Genomic DNA, 15,405 nt, shown 5'->3' with positions numbered 1-15,405 from the left:
CCCACTTTTTTCGCGGTAGTAGTGCGCAACTTTCTACTACAAAACGTTTGGAGCACTCGGCCATAGGCCGACGGGGAACCTCATGACGCAAGCCAATAACGCCGTATACACCGATCTGAGTGTTGACGATCTGGTCAAAGAAGCCCTGCAGCGCGGTGAAGGCGTGCTTGCCGATACTGGCGCGCTGGTCGTAGAAACCGGTCACCGTACCGGTCGTTCGCCGGTCGACCGTTTCATCGTTGAAGAGCCATCCACCCAGGCCGCTATTGCCTGGGGCCCGATCAACCGCAAGTTCCCGGCCGACAAGTTCGATGCCCTGTGGGCTCGCGTCGAGGCTTTCAACAACGCGCAAGAGCATTTCGTTTCCCACGTGCATGTAGGTTCTGCCGAAGAACACTACCTGGCCGTGAAAATGACCACTCAGACTGCCTGGCAGAACCTGTTCGGTCGTTGCCTGTTCATCAACCCGGCCCAGTACAACCCGGCCGGGCGTGAAGAGTGGCAAGTGCTCAACGTTGCCAACTTTGAATGTGTGCCTGAGCGTGACGGCACCAATTCCGATGGTTGCGTGATCCTCAACTTCGCCCAGAAAAAAGTCCTGATTGCTGGCATGCGTTACGCCGGCGAGATGAAAAAAGCCATGTTCTCGGTGCAGAACTTCCTGCTGCCGGCCGCTGACGTGCTGCCAATGCACTGCGCTGCCAACATCGGTGAAGAAGGCGACGTGACCTTGTTCTTCGGCCTTTCCGGCACTGGCAAGACCACCCTGTCCGCCGACGAAAGCCGCTACCTGATCGGTGACGACGAACACGGTTGGGGCGAAGGCGTGGTGTTCAACATCGAAGGCGGTTGCTATGCCAAGTGCATCGACCTGTCGGAGAAGAACGAGCCGGTCATCTGGAAAGCCATCAAGCACGGCGCCGTCCTGGAAAACGTGGTGATCGACGATGCCAAGCACGCCGACTACACCAACGTCAGCCTGACCCAGAACAGCCGCGCGGCGTACCCGCTGGAGCACGTTGCCAAGCGTTCCGAGAAGAACCTGGGCGGCGAGCCAAACGCGGTGATCTTCCTGACCTGCGACCTGACTGGCGTACTGCCACCGGTGTCGATCCTCAATGAAGAACAAGCGGCCTACCACTTCCTGTCCGGCTACACCGCACTGGTGGGCTCGACTGAAATGGGTTCGGGCAGCGGCATCAAGTCGACCTTCTCCACCTGCTTCGGCGCACCGTTCTTCCCGCGTCCGGCTGGCGAATACGCAGAGCTGCTGATCAAGCGCATCCGTGGCTTCGGCTCCAAGGTCTACCTGGTCAACACCGGTTGGACCGGCGGTGGCTACGGCGTCGGCAAACGCTTCAACATCCCGACCACCCGTGCGGTGATCGCAGCGATCCAGAGCGGCGCGTTGATCGGTGCGCAAACCGAGCACCTAGACACCATCAACCTCGACGTGCCATTGGCCGTACCGGGCGTTGAGACCGGCCTGTTGAACCCACGCAACACCTGGGCTGACAAGGCTGCCTACGACGAAGCAGCGAAGGCCCTGGCCGGCCTGTTCGTCGAGAACTTCAAGAAATTTGAAGTGAGCGACGCGATCAAGGCAGCGGGTCCGAAGTTGTAAGATTCGCTAGCTGTTAAAAAGCCGCCCCTAGTGGGCGGCTTTTTTGTGCGCGTGGAAATCTCGATGATCGTAGAGCAGGGCGGCAAAAAGGCCCACATTAACCACTCAGTGTTCTTTAGCTCAGATTTTCCAGCGTCTGTGTATCCCAGCTATGAGTCTTGATCGCCAGGTAGAGCATGCCGATGGTGAGCGGCATTTTCTCGCCCCGGCCCTTGGCGCGGTGTTTGAGGAATACATCGAAGACCGGCGGGTTGAAGTAACGATAAGCATCATAGTCACCCAGGTCGAGATCGAATGTCTGCTCCAGCGCCTCCATAAATTGCCTGGCTTCGGCGCCGTCGCAGCCGAGGTCGAAGTTAAGCGAGGTTTTAAGGCGGAGGGTCTTGTGCTTGGGCAGGCCGATTTCTTCGTGCAGCAATTGCAGGAGCTGCTGCATGACAGGGTCTTCGGGGAAGTGGGGGGCCAGGTTCATGGTGGGAGCACGCAGGAGTGGGTGAGGGGGGAGGTGTTGCTGATGGTATTTGTTTCGAGTGAGCAGCAAACCGATGCCTATAAGAAAAGACAGAATCGGAAGGCTGTCTAATTGTAACTCTCTAATCCATCGGGTTGCGCCGAACAAAAGCGTTGGTCCGATAGCGACGAGAGCGAACCCAATCCATGTTCTGAGTATGGAGCACTTGATTCTCTTGTCGAGCAGAGCGGTAAGGGCGACGAGAATGGAGAGAGTGATCCAGGGGGCGTATTCGGTCATCGTATTACCCGCCCTGAAACTGTCGAACCAAGGCCGACAATGAGCGCTGAGGGCCGATCCCGCCATTGACCTGAGCGTCTAGGCCGATAACAACATCGCCGGCGTGGTAACTGCGAATAGCGCCCTTAATTATCAGGCCAAGAGTGCCTCCCACCGCGCCTCCAACCAGAGGCGATACCAGGCTTATGGGGGCGGAAAAGGCGCTACTAATTAGTCCTGCAACAATAGTCCCGCGCTCATTGAGTAAGTCGGCCTGTCGCCGAGTGAGTGGCTTGCAAATCGCGACGGCCATTTTGCAGGGTAAATCACGTGCGAGCATTTTTTCGTAGAGATCCATCAGTTGATAGCGCAGCTGGTTTGCGCAGATGCCTGCTTCTAGCAGATACAGGCTGGATAGCCCCTGCCGATCGCCAGGGAAAACAGTGAAACGAATCACGCTGAACGTGATGCCGTAATGGCCGATGTACTGAGTCCTTTCAAGGTTCACGGATTTCTTGCCGAGAAGGTTGCGAGGGCGCTAGTTTCGGTCAGTCTCGGCCGATTCTGTAGAGGGTTGAGTGGGCACCTGAGGCAGTTTGGGAAGCGTATGGTGCCCGACCAAGCAATTTCCTACAGAGTCTTCTGATGTTGGCAATTTGGCTGTGGGGCACCCTGGCGCAGGCGGGATAAAAACCACGTCACATTTTGTATAAAATCCCGGCAAAACCCCTGAATTCAGCGTATGTTTCACCGCAAAATCTTGTAGGGCAATTCCGCCCACTACTTAAAGGGAGTTAAGCATGGGTTTGCTTCGTATCGCCTCGGCGATGTCATTGTGTGCGGTGGCGTTTTCTGTCCAGGCCGAGCAGTTGCCAATTGAAGTGCTCAGTGCGGTGGTCAAGGACCAGAAAATCGCCGACGCTGAAGTCTTGCTGCAACGCAACGGCGCACAGAACGTGGTGGGGCGCACCAACGCCCAGGGCCAGGTCACCCTCACCAGCGAAGTTGCCGATGGCGCCGACAATCTGCTGATCATCAAGAAGCCCGGCTATTCCAACCTGGTGGTGAAGTGCCCGTGCAAAGGCATGACATACGCCATCAGCCCGGTGATGGAAAACCTCGACGGCCTGCGTGTAGTGCTGACCTGGGGGCAATCGCCTTCGGACCTCGACTCCCACATGATCTTCCCCGGCAACAACATCTACTTCAACAGCAAGACCGGCACCGATGCCGAGCTGGATGTGGATGACACCGACAGCTACGGCCCGGAAACCATCACCCTGCAGAAAAAACACTACGGCGAAAGCTACGTCTACGCCGTGCATGACTTCTCCAACCGCACCAATACAGGCTCCACTGCACTGTCCGAGAGCCAGGCCAAGGTGTTTGTGTACATGGGCCAGTCCCTGGTCCGCACCTACTACGTGCCGACCAACCGTACCGGTAACCTGTGGACCGTGTTCCGCATGACCGGCAGCGGCGACTTCCAGGACATCAATACCTTCACCGGCGTGCTGGTCGAAGCCAAGGATGTGCTCAACGAAGTCAAACCCCTGCTCAACGACAGCGTTGCCGTGGATGCGGTGGTGGTCAGTTCTGCGGTACAGGGCGATGCGAAGAAGCTGAACCTCAAAGGCGAAGCGGCCTACCAGGCCGGTAACCTGGACCAGGCAATCGACTACTTCCGTCAGGCTATCGAACTGGACAATTCCTTCGGTAAAGCCTACGGCAACCTCGGCCTGGCCTATCAGAAAGCCGGTAACACCGCCGAGTCGATCTGGGCCAACCGCAAGGCGATCGCCCTGGCCAGTGGCCCGACAGCGGCCACCGTGCGCGCCGGTTCCTACTACAACATTGCGCGGATCTACGAAGCGGCCGGGCAGTTTGCCGATGCGCTGCGCCACTATCAGTTGGCCAAGGAACAGAAGGCCAACCCGGTGTATGACAAAGCCATTGAGCGTGTGCAAAACCGCTGATTGAGCTGTAGCAAAGATCTGAAAATGTGGGAGCGGGCTTGCCCGCGATAGCGGTGTAACAGTCAACAGCAGTATCGACTGGGGCACCACCATCGCGGGCAGGCCCGCTCCCACTTTTGTTTTGGGGTGTTTTATAGATTGCCGTTTGCTACCGGCTTCACCCTCGCCGCCTGTGTATCATCCTGTCTTTCTTTTCCACGCGACCTTTCTCGATTCGCTGAAAATCCCGGGCTATGTTTTAGGCCTGTTCAGCGGTCAATGGAGTGACAGCTTATGCACGACACCCTCCAGCAGGTCTTTGGTTATCCACAGTTTCGCCAAGGCCAGGAGGCGGCTGTCAGCGCCGTGCTGGCCGGCCGCTCGGCGGCGGCGATCTTTCCCACCGGCTCCGGCAAATCCCTCTGTTATCAGCTCTCAGCCGTGTTGCTGCCGCACCTGACACTGGTAGTGTCGCCGTTGTTGGCGTTGATGCAGGACCAACTGGACTTTTTGCAGCGCCATGGCATTTCGGCCGGTAGCATTGATTCGACACAAAGCCGTGAGCAGGCCAATGACGTAATGGCCCGCGCTCGCTCCGGCGAATTGAAGATCCTGATGATTTCCGTAGAGCGCCTGAAGAACGAGCGCTTTCGCAACTTTTTGCACAGCGTTTCGATTTCGCTACTGGTGGTGGACGAGGCGCACTGTATTTCCGAGTGGGGCCACAACTTCCGCCCGGACTACCTGAAACTCCCCGACTACCAACACCAGTTCAACATTCCCCAGGCGCTGCTGTTGACGGCCACCGCCACGCCCAAGGTCATTGCGGACATGCAGGCCAAGTTCGCCATCGCCCCCGCCGACGTGATCACCACGGGGTTCTACCGGCCCAACCTCAACCTGTGGGTGGAGCCGGTCAGCGGCGCCGACAAGCGCCGGCGCCTGGCGGAGTGGATGGGCGAGCGGGCCAACCAGCCGAGCATCGTCTATGTCACCTTGCAGAAGACTGCCGAGCAGATCGCCGAGCACCTGAATCGCCATGGCATCCAGGCCGAGGCCTATCACGCAGGTTTACCCCATGATAAGCGCGAAGGCATCCAGCGCCGGTTCATGGGCGGCCAGTCCAATTGCATCGTCGCTACCATTGCCTTCGGCATGGGCATCGACAAGAGCGACATCCGCAATGTGGTGCATTTCGACCTGCCCAAATCCATCGAGAACTACAGCCAGGAAATCGGGCGTGCCGGTCGCGATGGCCAGCCTTCCGAGTGCCTGGTGCTGGCCAACCGCGACAGCCTCAATGTGCTGGAGAACTTTGTGTACGGCGATACGCCGGAGCAGGAAGGCATCCGCCTGGTGCTGGAGGAACTGCTGGCGGCCGGTGATGACGGGCAATGGGAGTTTCTGCTGCGCTCGTTAGCGGAACTGAGCAATATCCGCGAGCTACCGCTCAAGACTTTGCTGGTGCAGTTGGAGCTCAAGGGGGTGATTGCACCGCGCTATGCGTTTTATGCCGAGTATCGCTTCAAGTACCTGGTAGAGCCGGAGGTATTGCTGGCGCGTTTTTCCGGTGAGCGGCAGCAGTTTGTCGCCGCGATTATCCAAGCGTGCAAACGGGCCAGGAGCTGGGCCACCGTGGACTTTGATGCGCTTTATCAACAGCACCAGGCCGAACGCGGCCGGGTGGGGTCAAGGCGCTGGATTATTTCCAGGAGCAGGGCCTGATCGAGCTGGAGAGCAAGCAGATGACCGAGGTCTATAGCCTGCTCGATACCGGGTTTGAACCCCAGGCCTTGAGCGCCGAGTTGTACACAGGCTTCAAGCAGCACGAAGCCACGGAAGTGGCGCGGATCCATGGGATGTTGGCGTTGTTCGCCAGTGAGCGTTGCCTGGGCTTTCGGTTGGCCGAGTATTTTGGCGATGCCGCCGCCCCCCGCCAGTGTGGGCATTGCTCGGTTTGTCATGGCCAGGTCGCCCATCTGCCGGCACCACCGGGCCTGGCACCGCTTGTGGATAAAAACTTCCAGGGGCTGTGCGGGGATTTTATCCACAGGCATCATCAACACACCGGCAGCTTGCCAGGGGCCGAGCGCTTGACGCGGTTTTTATGCGGGATCAGCGTGCCACTGTTTACCAAGCTCAAGGCCCGGGGGATTCCAGGGTTTGCGGTGCTGGAAGAGTATCCGTATGCCGAGGTGCGGGATTGGGCCGAGGCCCATCTGAACGACCTGTAAATTCACTTCAACGAGACTTGTCCATGCCTGACTCAATGCCGCAGCGTGCCGATTACCGTCACTTCCAGCCGATCATTACGCGCTGGCACGACAATGATGTGTACGGCCATGTGAATAACGTCACCTACTACAGCTTCTTCGACACAGCAGTGAACACTTACCTGATTGAACAGGGCGGGCTGGATATCCATGACGGCGAAGTGGTGGGGTTTGTGGTGAGTTCGGCGTGCGACTACTTCGCCTCGATTGCTTTCCCCGACCGTATCGAGATTGGCCTGCGGGTGGGCAAATTGGGCAACAGTTCAGTGCAGTACGAATTGGCGGTGTTCAAGGCCGGCGAAGATGAGGCCTGTGCGGCGGGGCGGTTTGTGCATGTGTTTGTGGATCGGGCGACTAACCAGCCGGTGACTATTCCACAGGTACTGCGCGAAGCACTGCAACACCTGGCGGTCTGACGGCGGCCTGCGAAACAATGAAGAGCTAATGTGGGAGCCGGGCTTGCCCGCGCTAGCGCAGTGTCAGGCCACCTATTGGTTGCTGGCATTGCGCTAGCGCAGGCAAGCCAGCTCCCACATTGAGTTTGCTGTGTTTACCGGTGACGGTAGTGATGCTTGTTCTTGCGATGGCCATAAGCATGCCCACGGCCACGATGATCATCACGGTCATAGCGGCGGTTATCACGCCCGCGATAGCGACGGTCGTCGTCATCGCTCTTATTGCCCATATAGTTACCCAGCGCGCCGCCCGCGCCACCGCCGGCTGCCGCGCCGATCAGGCTGCCGGTGCTACCGCCGACACTGCGCCCGACCACGTTGCCGCCTGCTGCGCCCAGTGCGCCGCCAATGGCTGCTTCGCCACGGCTGCGTTTGTCTGCGCCCACTGCGCTACCGCCGGCGCCGCCCAGGGCCGCACCAATGGCCGAACCGGTATTGCCGCCGATCTGCTGGCCGACGACCGAACCTAAAACCCCGCCCAATGCGCCGCCTACACCGGCTTCGGTGGTGCCACCGGCCATGGCTGCGCCACTGACCAGGCCAAGGGACAACAAGAGAATCGAGGAGAACTTCATAGGTGAACCTCAAGGGGATGACGGCGCGATCCTGAGGTTGTCGGAATATTCTTACAATCGAATTCCGACCAGTGGTGCAGGTTGTATACAATTAGCTAAGTTACTGTTTTATCTAGGGAACTTAAGTCGTTTTTGCCGGTCTTTAGCTACTTCGGGAAGGCCGCTTTTATACAAAAGCGGCCTTTTTTGTGCCCGTAAAATCGTTCCCAGACATGGAGACGATCAGGCGGTCCGGGCCATGATCAGACCATTGTCGCTGGCCGCTTCCAGGCGAATCGCCACGAATTTGGAAGTAGGCGTATGGCTACCATCCCCAGTGCTTTCCAACGGAACCAGCGGGTTGACCTCCGGGTAATAGGCCGCCGCCTGCCCCGCCGGAATATCGAACGCCAGCAAGGTAAAGCCCTTGACCCGGCGTTCACGGCCATCGTCCCAGATCGACACGATATCGGCCTTCTGCCCCGGCTTGAAGCCCAGGCGGATGATGTCGGCTTCGTTGACAAACAACACGTCGCGCTGGCCCTTGACCCCACGATAGCGGTCATCCAGGCCGTAGATAGTGGTGTTGTACTGATCATGGGAGCGCATGGATTGCATGATCAGGTCGGGTAACTGGCCAGTGGCGCGGGTGCGTTCATGCACCAGGTCCTTGGGCAGGATGTTGGCGCGGAAGTTGGCGCGACCTGACGGCGTGTTCCAGCGGCGGGCGCCTGCGCTGTTGCCCAGGTAGAAACCGCCTGGGTGCTGCACGCGCTCATTGAAGTCCTTGAAGCCGGGAATGGTGTCGGCGATCAAGTCGCGGATGCGGCGGTTGTCGGCCACCAGCCAGTTCCAGTCCACCGGTTTGCTGCCCAGGGTGGCGGCGGCGATGCCGGCGACAATGGCCGGTTCCGACTTCATCAGCTTCGACAGCGGCTGCAATTGGCCGTTGGAGGCGTGCACCATGCTGAACGAGTCTTCCACCGTCACCGCTTGCGGGCCATCGGCCTGGATATCAATGTCGGTACGACCCAGGCACGGCAGGATCAAAGCCTGTTTACCGTGGGCCAAGTGGCTGCGATTGAGCTTGGTGCTGATCTGCACGGTCAGGTCGCAGTTGCTCAAGGCCTGGAAGGTGCGGGGGCTGTCAGGCGTGGCTTGGGCGAAGTTGCCGCCCAGGCCGATAAACACATTGGCGCGGCCCTCAAGCATGGCGTGAATGGCTTCGACCACGTTATGCCCGTTGTCACGGGGTACCTTGAACTGGAAGCGACGCTCCAGGGCATCCAGGAAGGCCACGGGCGGCCGTTCGTTGATGCCCATGGTGCGATCGCCCTGCACGTTGCTATGGCCACGCACCGGGCACAGGCCGGCACCTGGGCGGCCGATGTTGCCGCGCAGCAGCATCAGGTTGGCGATTTCCTGGATGGTCGGCACCGAATGCCGATGCTGGGTGATGCCCATCGCCCAGCACATGATCACGTTCTTGCCTTTGGCGTACATGCGCGCCGCTTGCTCGATCTCCACCAGGCTCAGGCCGGACTGTTCGACGATTTCATCCCAGGAGGTGTCGTCGATCTTGGCCAGGTAATCCAGCACATTGACCGTGTGTTCATTGAGGAAGTCGTGGTCGAACACTGCCTCTTTGCCTTCGGCCTGGGCCTGGCGCTCCCACAGCAGCAGGAACTTGGCCATGCCGCGCAGGATGGCCATGTCGCCCCCCAGCGCCGGACGGAAATATGCGGTGTTGGTCGGTTTATCACCGTTGGTGAGCATTTCCAGTGGATGTTGCGGGTGCTGGAAGCGTTCCAGGCCACGCTCTTTGAGCGGGTTGATACACACCACCTGGGCACCGCGTTTCACTGCTTCGCGCAGCGGTTCAAGCATGCGTGGGTGGTTGGTGCCGGGGTTCTGGCCCCAGACGAAAATCGCGTCGGCGTGTTCGAAGTCGTCAAACGTCACGGTGCCTTTGCCGACCCCCACACTTTGCGCCAGGGCTACGCCGCTGGCTTCGTGGCACATGTTCGAGCAGTCCGGGAAGTTGTTGGTGCCATAGGCGCGCACGAACAGCTGATACAGGTATGCCGCTTCATTGCTGGCGCGGCCCGAGGTGTAGAACTCGGCCATGTCCGGGCTTGGCAGGGCTTGCAGGTGCTTGCCGATCAGGTCGAAGGCCGACTCCCAGCTGATTGGCTTGTAGCGGTCGGTCTCGGCGTCATAGCTCATCGGCTCGGTCAGGCGGCCCTGGTATTCGAGCCAGTAATCGCTTTGCTCCAGCAGGGAGCTGACGCTGTGCTTGGCGAAGAACGCCGCATCCACCCGGCGCTTGGTGGCTTCCCAGTTGACCGCCTTGGCGCCGTTCTCGCAGAACTTGACCATGCCGCTTTCCGGCGAGTCACCCCAGGCGCAACCCGGGCAGTCGAAGCCACCGTTCTGGTTGGTCTTGAGCATCATGCGCAGGTTTTTCAGCGCGTTATCGCTGGTCAGCCACGCCTGTGCCACGCTGATCAGCGCGCCCCAGCCGCCCGCCGGGCCTTTGTAGGGCTTGTAGCGCGGGGTCGGGGTTTGGTCGGCTTGGTGATGATTGCTCATGGCTGGTACTCCATCGCAGGGCTGTAGACCCGCGGCGCGCTTTTTTGCGGCAGGTGGATAAGATTGAGGTTGTGCCGGCGCGCCCATTGCAGGGCCAGGCCGGTGGGTGACGACAGGCTGACCAGGGTCTGGATGCCCGCGCGCAGGACTTTCTGGATCAATTCGAGGCTGCAACGGCTGGTGACAATCGCCACGCCGCCTTCGGTCGAGATGCGCTGGCGCACCAGGGCGCCGATCAGTTTGTCGAGGGCGTTATGCCGGCCGATATCTTCGCGGCCCAGCAGCAGTTCGCCCTGGTTATTCATGAACACCGCCGCATGCACCGCGCCACTGTATTGGCCCAACGGCTGGAAGGCGCTGATGCGCTGGCGCAAGCCCTCGAGCCAGGCGGCAGGCGGCAGCGGTGCGCCCGGCAAAACCTGCAGGTCCGGCAACGCCTGCTCCACGGCTTCCACGCCACACAGGCCGCAGCCGCTGGTGCCGGCCAGTTGCCGGCGCTGTTGCTTGAGGTTCCAGAAGGCGCGGCTGCAGATCTGCACCTGGGCGTATTGGGCCGAGCCTGCGCCGCTCAGTTGCAGGTCATAGATGTCGCTGATGTCGCTGATGATGCCGCTGCCCAGGCTGAAGCCGACGATAAAGTCTTCAAGATCGGTGGGCGTCACCAGCATCACGGCCTGGCTGATGTCGTTGTAGGCAATCGCCAACGCAACTTCCTCGGCCAGCGCGGTGCTGGCCGATTCCGTGTGGTCGAGGCTGCAATATTGATAACTCTGGCTGGCGGCAGGCGCGGGCGTTGTCAGGGCAGGCGCCGCGCACGCTGGGCGCTGGGCGTTCATCAAGTCTAGTCACCGGCGAAGTGTTCAGAGTGAAGACTAGGCGCGACAAAGGGTCGCGTCTAATCGCCAATACTGATCTACCGATAGATGACGTCGATCAATGCTCCGGTAGCGATTACTGATAAAGCGCGAAACACGCCTCGGCCAACGCCGAACGTGGCGCGCTGCGCCGCATGATCAGCCCCAGCTTGGCCAGGGTTTGCGCGTTTTCGATAGGTTGCAGGCGCAGGTGTTCGGTCAGGGCGTCGAGGCCGCCGTCCAGGGGCATCACCGCACAACACAGGCCGCCATGCACGGCCTGCAGCAACTGATGGACGGCATCGGTTTGCAGCAAGGGGTGTGGCGTCAGGCCGCGGCTGTGGAAGTTATGGTCGATGGACTGGCGAAAATGCATGCCGCTGGTGAGCATGCCCAGGGGCAGCTCGATCAGCGCCTCCCAGCTCAGGGGCTTTTCGCCAAAGCTGAAAAAGCGTTGGTCGTACAACAGGCCCATGCGGGTTTCGTCCAGGGCCAGGGAGTCAAAGCGCTCGCTGTCGAGGCGTTCAAGGTAGGACACCCCCAGGTCCAGGCGATTGCTCGCCAGTTGTTCGAGGATCTGCTCGGAGCTCAACGCCGACAGCTCAAAGCGCAGGCTGGGGTGCTGCCTGTGCAACTGTTGCATCAAGGCCAGCGGATCAAAGCTCGACAGCGGCACCACGCCCAGGCGCAATGTCCCCACCAGGTTGCCCCGGCAGGCGGCCGCTTCGGCCTGCAGGCCGTCATAGGCGGCCAGCACCGTACGCGCCCACGCCAGCACCCGCTCGCCAGGGGCGGTAAAACCCTCGAAACGCTGGCCGCGATTGACCAGCGGCAGCTCCAGCTCTTCTTCCAGGCTGCGCAGGCGCATCGACAGGGTTGGCTGGGTGATGTGGCAGCGCGCGGCCGCCTGGCCGAAGTGACGGGTTTCGTCGAGGGCGATGAGGAATTTCAGTTGTTTGATGTCCATCTTCGCTCCGGGGGCTTATTCCAATGGCGCAGGGATTCTAGCGCGTTTGCGTCATTGGTCGGGCTGGAACCAAGGTCTGTAAGACTGGTCTAGTCTTTGGCATCTGGAAACCCAATCCCAAGGAGAGCGCACTATGAGTCTTTTTAGCTTTATCAAAGAAGCCGGCGAGAAAATCGTTGATCTGTTGACGCCGGGTAATGCAAACGCGAGTGAGCAGTTGAAGGATCACGTTGCCAAGGTCGGCCTGGGTAACCCGAATGTGCAGACCACCGTGGAGGGCGACAAGGTGACGGTGACCGGTGAAGTCGCCACCCAGGAGGAGAAAGAGAAGATTCTGCTGGCGCTGGGCAACATTGCCGGCGTGGCGACCGTGGATGACCAGATCACTGTGTCGGGCCCTGTTGTTGCGGCTGCCCGTTTTGTCGTGGTGAAAAAGGGCGACACCCTCAGCGCGATTTCCCTGTCGGTCTACGGCAATGCCAACCTGTACAACAAAATCTTCGAGGCCAACAAGCCGATGTTGTCGCACCCGGACAAAATCTACCCAGGGCAGACGCTGCGTATTCCTGAGTAATACCCGGAGCAACTGAATAATGTGGGAGCGGGCTTGCCCGCGATTGCGGTGTGTCAGTCAGCAGATCTAGCTCTGACCCACCGCTATCGCGGGCAAGCCCGCTCCCACAGGGGCCTCACATCTAGTTTTAGAGCCCGCTGATCAATTCCCGGTAATCCCCGACTGCATCAAACTCCGCCGTATCCTTCGGCCCTTTGCGGCTGTCCGGCTCTTTCACCGCCAGCAAATGCCCCACGCCAAAATCCCGCGCACTGCGCAGAATCGGCAAGGTGTCGTCGATAAACAGGCTGCGCGCCGGGTCGAAGTCGATGTCCGCTTGCAGGGCGTCCCAGAACTGCGGGTTTTCCTTGGCAAAACCATAGTCGTGAGAGCTGATCAACCGCTCGAAATACGGCGCCAACTCAATGCGTTCCAACTTCAACGACAGCGAATCGCGGTGGGCGTTGGTGATCAGGATCACGCGCTTGCCGGCCTGCTTGATGGCCGCCAGAAAGGTATCGGCGTCCGGCCGCAGGGCGATCAAGTGGGCGGTTTCCAGTTTGAGTTCGCGCACCGGGATCTTCAGTTCGGTGCTCCAGAAATCCAGGCAATACCATTGCAACTGGCCGGCGTTACGCTCGAACAGCGGCTGCAACTCCATCTCCGCCAGGGCAAGGCTCACACCGTGCAGTTCGGCATAGCGCCGGGGCAGGTGTTCCATCCAGAAGTGGTTGTCGAAATGCAGGTCAAGCAGGGTGCCGTCCATGTCCAGCAGGACGGTGTCGATATCGGACCAGGGCAGTGGCGGCATGGTGGGTTCTCAAGCAGGTAAGTAAATATATCCGACACAGACAATCGGAAAAGCCACGGTATAGTAACCCGATCACGCCAAGGAGCCCTCTATGCGCCAGAAACCCACCGTCCTCGCCCGCGAAATTGTCGCCAGTAGCCGTTTGTTCCGCGTGGAGGAAGTGCAACTGCGCTTTTCCAATGGCGTTGAACGGACCTACGAGCGCCTGGTGGGCCGGGGTGCAGGGTATGGCGCGGTGATGATCGTGGCGATGATCGACGCTGACCACGCGCTGCTGGTGGAAGAATACTGCGGTGGCACGGATGAGTATGAACTGTCATTGCCCAAGGGCCTGATCGAGCCGGGCGAAGACGTGCTGGCGGCGGCAGACCGCGAGCTCAAGGAAGAGGCGGGCTATGGCGCCCGGCAGTTGGAGCACCTGACCGAACTGTCCCTGTCCCCTGGCTACATGAGCCAGAAAATCCAGGTGGTGCTGGCCACCGAGCTGTACGAAGAGCGCCTGGAAGGCGACGAGCCCGAGCCGATGCGCGTGGACCGGGTCAACCTGCGCGAGCTGGCACAACTGGCGCAGAACCCGCAGTTCAGCGAAGGCCGGGCCCTGGCCGCGTTGTACCTGGTGCGGGACTTGTTGACCCAGCGTGGAGCCTTCCAGCCATGAGCGAATTGTTCCTCGGCCACCCGTACATTGCCCCGGTGATTGAACTGGCCCGCCAGGCCGGCGAGGTCATCCTGCCGTACTGGCGCGCCAATGTAGCCGTGACGGCCAAGGCGGATGATTCGCCGGTGACCGCCGCCGACCTGGCCGCCCATCACCTGATTCTCGCCGGCCTCACTGCGCTGGACCCAAGCATCCCGGTGCTGTCGGAAGAAGATGCCGATATCGACCAGAGCGTGCGTGCCGGTTGGCAGCGTTGGTGGCTGGTGGACCCGCTGGACGGCACCAAGGAATTTATCAGCGGCAGCGAAGAATTTACCGTCAACATCGCCTTGATCGAACAGGGGCAGGTGGTGTTTGGCGTGGTGTCGATGCCCACCAGTGGCCGCTGCTACTTCGGCGGCGCCGGGCTTGGGGCGTGGCGCTCCGACGTGAATGCCGCACCCCGGCCGATCCAGGTGCGCCAGAAGCCGGCCGCAGGCGAGGCGTTCACCGTGGTTGCCAGCCGTCGCCACACCAGCCCCGAACAGGAGCGCTTGCTCGATGGGTTGAGTGAAGGGCTGGGGGAGTTGAAGCTGGCCAATATCGGCAGCTCCTTGAAATTCTGCCTGCTGGCCGAAGGCAGCGCCGATTGCTATCCGCGCCTGGCGCCGACGTCGCAGTGGGACACCGCCGCCGCCCAGGGTGTGCTGGAAGGTGCTGGCGGCGAAGTGCTGGAGTTGAATGGCCAGCCGTTCAGCTATCCCGCACGCGAGTCGCTGTTGAACCCGTTCTTCCTGGCCTTGCCGGCCAAGGCCGCCTGGCGCGAGCGTTTGCTGACTCTGGCCCGTTCTTGAAGGCAATGCAGATCAAATGTGGGAGCGGGCTTGCCTGCTCCCACACAATCCCGCTCCCAGATAGGCCTTGGATGATCTTGCCTAGCGGTGCAACACGTACTGCCCGGTAAACGCCACCGCTCGCGCTTCACTGCCCTCATTCACGATCCACGCCTGCAACGCCAGCCGCGCCCGGCCATGGCGCCGGTACGTCGCCAAAAAGCGCTTCCACACCTTGTCCTCCGGGGCCTGGCAAATCGCCGTGGCGTCCTGGGTGACAGGCAATGGGTAGCTGATCTGCCCTTCCTGAATCACGATATGCCCGTCTTCAATCCCTTCCTCGCGCAATTGCAGGTGCAGCCAGCCCCAGCCCGCCAAGACCGCGCCGCAATACAGGCTGCCGCCGAACATGGTGCTCTTGTGGTTGATGTTGGCTTGCAACGGTAAGTGCAGGCGCAGTTGCCGGTCCTGCCAGTCGAGCACCTTGAGGCCCATCTCCCGGGTCAGGGGGATGTCATGGTGCAGAATGGATTCCAGGTAACGGCTATCGCGGCTCATGGCAGTCTC

At 60.3% G+C, this 15,405-nt stretch carries 14 protein-coding genes and 1 pseudogene; 7 read left to right on the top strand and 8 right to left on the bottom strand.

What is annotated here, in order from left to right; genetic code table 11:
* Nucleotides 1–82 precede the first annotated feature (82 nt).
* The gene (locus HBO24_RS06960) at nt 83–1,624 is read left to right on the top strand and encodes a phosphoenolpyruvate carboxykinase (protein WP_057437065.1); all 1,542 of its coding nucleotides are present in this window, start codon (nt 83–85) and stop codon (nt 1,622–1,624) included.
* 115 nt (nt 1,625–1,739) lie between these two features.
* Here the strand turns inward: HBO24_RS06960 and HBO24_RS29485 are convergent, their stop codons facing one another.
* On the bottom strand, nt 1,740–2,375 hold the full coding sequence (locus HBO24_RS29485; RefSeq protein ID WP_233092020.1) for a DUF1493 family protein: 636 nt from the start codon (nt 2,373–2,375) through the stop codon (nt 1,740–1,742).
* 4 nt (nt 2,376–2,379) lie between these two features.
* Nucleotides 2,380–2,862, bottom strand: a complete 483-nt coding sequence (locus tag HBO24_RS06950; RefSeq protein ID WP_170059473.1) for a hypothetical protein — start codon at nt 2,860–2,862, stop codon at nt 2,380–2,382.
* Between the two features lie 292 nt (nt 2,863–3,154).
* Here HBO24_RS06950 and HBO24_RS06945 point away from each other — a divergent pair, with 292 nt between their 5' ends.
* The 3 genes and pseudogenes from HBO24_RS06945 (at nt 3,155) to HBO24_RS06935 (ending at nt 6,998) form a co-directional block, all read left to right on the top strand.
* Nucleotides 3,155–4,330 (top strand): tetratricopeptide repeat protein, encoded by a 1,176-nt coding sequence (locus tag HBO24_RS06945; RefSeq protein ID WP_057437068.1) that lies wholly within the window; start codon nt 3,155–3,157, stop codon nt 4,328–4,330.
* A gap of 273 nt (nt 4,331–4,603) precedes the next feature.
* Nucleotides 4,604–6,543, top strand: a pseudogene (locus tag HBO24_RS06940) (RecQ family ATP-dependent DNA helicase).
* A gap of 23 nt (nt 6,544–6,566) precedes the next feature.
* The gene (locus HBO24_RS06935) at nt 6,567–6,998 is read left to right on the top strand and encodes a thioesterase family protein (protein ID WP_057437070.1); all 432 of its coding nucleotides are present in this window, start codon (nt 6,567–6,569) and stop codon (nt 6,996–6,998) included.
* Between the two features lie 134 nt (nt 6,999–7,132).
* On the opposite strand, the gene HBO24_RS06930 is transcribed toward HBO24_RS06935, so the two are convergent.
* The 4 genes from HBO24_RS06930 to HBO24_RS06915 form a co-directional block, all read right to left on the bottom strand.
* Nucleotides 7,133–7,612, bottom strand: coding sequence for a glycine zipper domain-containing protein (locus tag HBO24_RS06930; RefSeq protein WP_057437072.1), 480 nt, complete (start codon nt 7,610–7,612; stop codon nt 7,133–7,135).
* A gap of 222 nt (nt 7,613–7,834) precedes the next feature.
* Entirely contained in the window at nt 7,835–10,183 is a 2,349-nt protein-coding gene (locus tag HBO24_RS06925) for an FdhF/YdeP family oxidoreductase (protein WP_170059472.1), read from the bottom strand.
* Nucleotides 10,180–11,019: a formate dehydrogenase accessory sulfurtransferase FdhD gene (gene fdhD / locus HBO24_RS06920; protein WP_170059471.1), complete on the bottom strand. Its 840-nt coding sequence runs from the start codon at nt 11,017–11,019 to the stop codon at nt 10,180–10,182. Before fdhD ends, HBO24_RS06925 begins: the two co-directional genes overlap by 4 nt.
* Before the next feature lie 115 nt (nt 11,020–11,134).
* Nucleotides 11,135–12,004, bottom strand: a complete 870-nt coding sequence (locus tag HBO24_RS06915; protein ID WP_057444600.1) for a LysR family transcriptional regulator — start codon at nt 12,002–12,004, stop codon at nt 11,135–11,137.
* Nucleotides 12,005–12,137: 133 nt separating this feature from the next.
* Here HBO24_RS06915 and lysM point away from each other — a divergent pair, with 133 nt between their 5' ends.
* Entirely contained in the window at nt 12,138–12,578 is a 441-nt protein-coding gene (gene lysM, locus HBO24_RS06910) for a peptidoglycan-binding protein LysM (protein ID WP_057437074.1), read from the top strand.
* A 127-nt stretch (nt 12,579–12,705) separates the two neighbouring features.
* Here lysM and yrfG read toward each other — a convergent pair whose 3' ends face one another.
* The gene (gene yrfG / locus HBO24_RS06905; RefSeq protein WP_057958005.1) at nt 12,706–13,368 is read right to left on the bottom strand and encodes a GMP/IMP nucleotidase; all 663 of its coding nucleotides are present in this window, start codon (nt 13,366–13,368) and stop codon (nt 12,706–12,708) included.
* Nucleotides 13,369–13,459: 91 nt separating this feature from the next.
* On the opposite strand from yrfG, the gene nudE reads away from it, so the two are divergent.
* Entirely contained in the window at nt 13,460–14,026 is a 567-nt protein-coding gene (nudE, locus tag HBO24_RS06900) for an ADP compounds hydrolase NudE (RefSeq protein WP_057958006.1), read from the top strand.
* Nucleotides 14,023–14,859 carry a 3'(2'),5'-bisphosphate nucleotidase CysQ gene (gene cysQ, locus HBO24_RS06895; RefSeq protein WP_057958007.1) on the top strand — a complete coding sequence of 279 codons (837 nt, stop codon included), beginning with the start codon at nt 14,023–14,025 and terminating at the stop codon, nt 14,857–14,859. The genes nudE and cysQ overlap by 4 nt, the downstream gene beginning before the upstream one ends.
* Nucleotides 14,860–14,940: 81 nt before the next feature.
* Here cysQ and HBO24_RS06890 read toward each other — a convergent pair whose 3' ends face one another.
* Nucleotides 14,941–15,396, bottom strand: coding sequence for a thioesterase domain-containing protein (locus tag HBO24_RS06890; RefSeq protein WP_057958008.1), 456 nt, complete (start codon nt 15,394–15,396; stop codon nt 14,941–14,943).
* Nucleotides 15,397–15,405 lie beyond the last annotated feature (9 nt).

This window comes from Pseudomonas sp. WS 5410, from assembly GCF_012985645.1.
GTDB lineage: Bacteria > Pseudomonadota > Gammaproteobacteria > Pseudomonadales > Pseudomonadaceae > Aquipseudomonas > Aquipseudomonas shahriarae.
This window is presented reverse-complemented; position numbering and strand designations above follow the sequence as displayed.

Excerpts from the sequence above, each read along its gene's own strand:
- HBO24_RS06960 (WP_057437065.1), top strand. The coding sequence starts at position 83 with ATGACGCAAGCCAATAACGCCGTATACACCGATCTGAGTGTTGACGAT.
- HBO24_RS29485 (WP_233092020.1), bottom strand. The coding sequence starts at position 2,375 with ATGACCGAATACGCCCCCTGGATCACTCTCTCCATTCTCGTCGCCCTT.
- HBO24_RS06945 (WP_057437068.1), top strand. The coding sequence starts at position 3,155 with ATGGGTTTGCTTCGTATCGCCTCGGCGATGTCATTGTGTGCGGTGGCG.
- HBO24_RS06935 (WP_057437070.1), top strand. The coding sequence starts at position 6,567 with ATGCCTGACTCAATGCCGCAGCGTGCCGATTACCGTCACTTCCAGCCG.
- HBO24_RS06930 (WP_057437072.1), bottom strand. The coding sequence starts at position 7,612 with ATGAAGTTCTCCTCGATTCTCTTGTTGTCCCTTGGCCTGGTCAGTGGC.
- HBO24_RS06925 (WP_170059472.1), bottom strand. The coding sequence starts at position 10,183 with ATGAGCAATCATCACCAAGCCGACCAAACCCCGACCCCGCGCTACAAG.
- fdhD (WP_170059471.1), bottom strand. The coding sequence starts at position 11,019 with ATGAACGCCCAGCGCCCAGCGTGCGCGGCGCCTGCCCTGACAACGCCC.
- HBO24_RS06915 (WP_057444600.1), bottom strand. The coding sequence starts at position 12,004 with ATGGACATCAAACAACTGAAATTCCTCATCGCCCTCGACGAAACCCGT.
- lysM (WP_057437074.1), top strand. The coding sequence starts at position 12,138 with ATGAGTCTTTTTAGCTTTATCAAAGAAGCCGGCGAGAAAATCGTTGAT.
- yrfG (WP_057958005.1), bottom strand. The coding sequence starts at position 13,368 with ATGCCGCCACTGCCCTGGTCCGATATCGACACCGTCCTGCTGGACATG.
- nudE (WP_057958006.1), top strand. The coding sequence starts at position 13,460 with ATGCGCCAGAAACCCACCGTCCTCGCCCGCGAAATTGTCGCCAGTAGC.
- cysQ (WP_057958007.1), top strand. The coding sequence starts at position 14,023 with ATGAGCGAATTGTTCCTCGGCCACCCGTACATTGCCCCGGTGATTGAA.
- HBO24_RS06890 (WP_057958008.1), bottom strand. The coding sequence starts at position 15,396 with ATGAGCCGCGATAGCCGTTACCTGGAATCCATTCTGCACCATGACATC.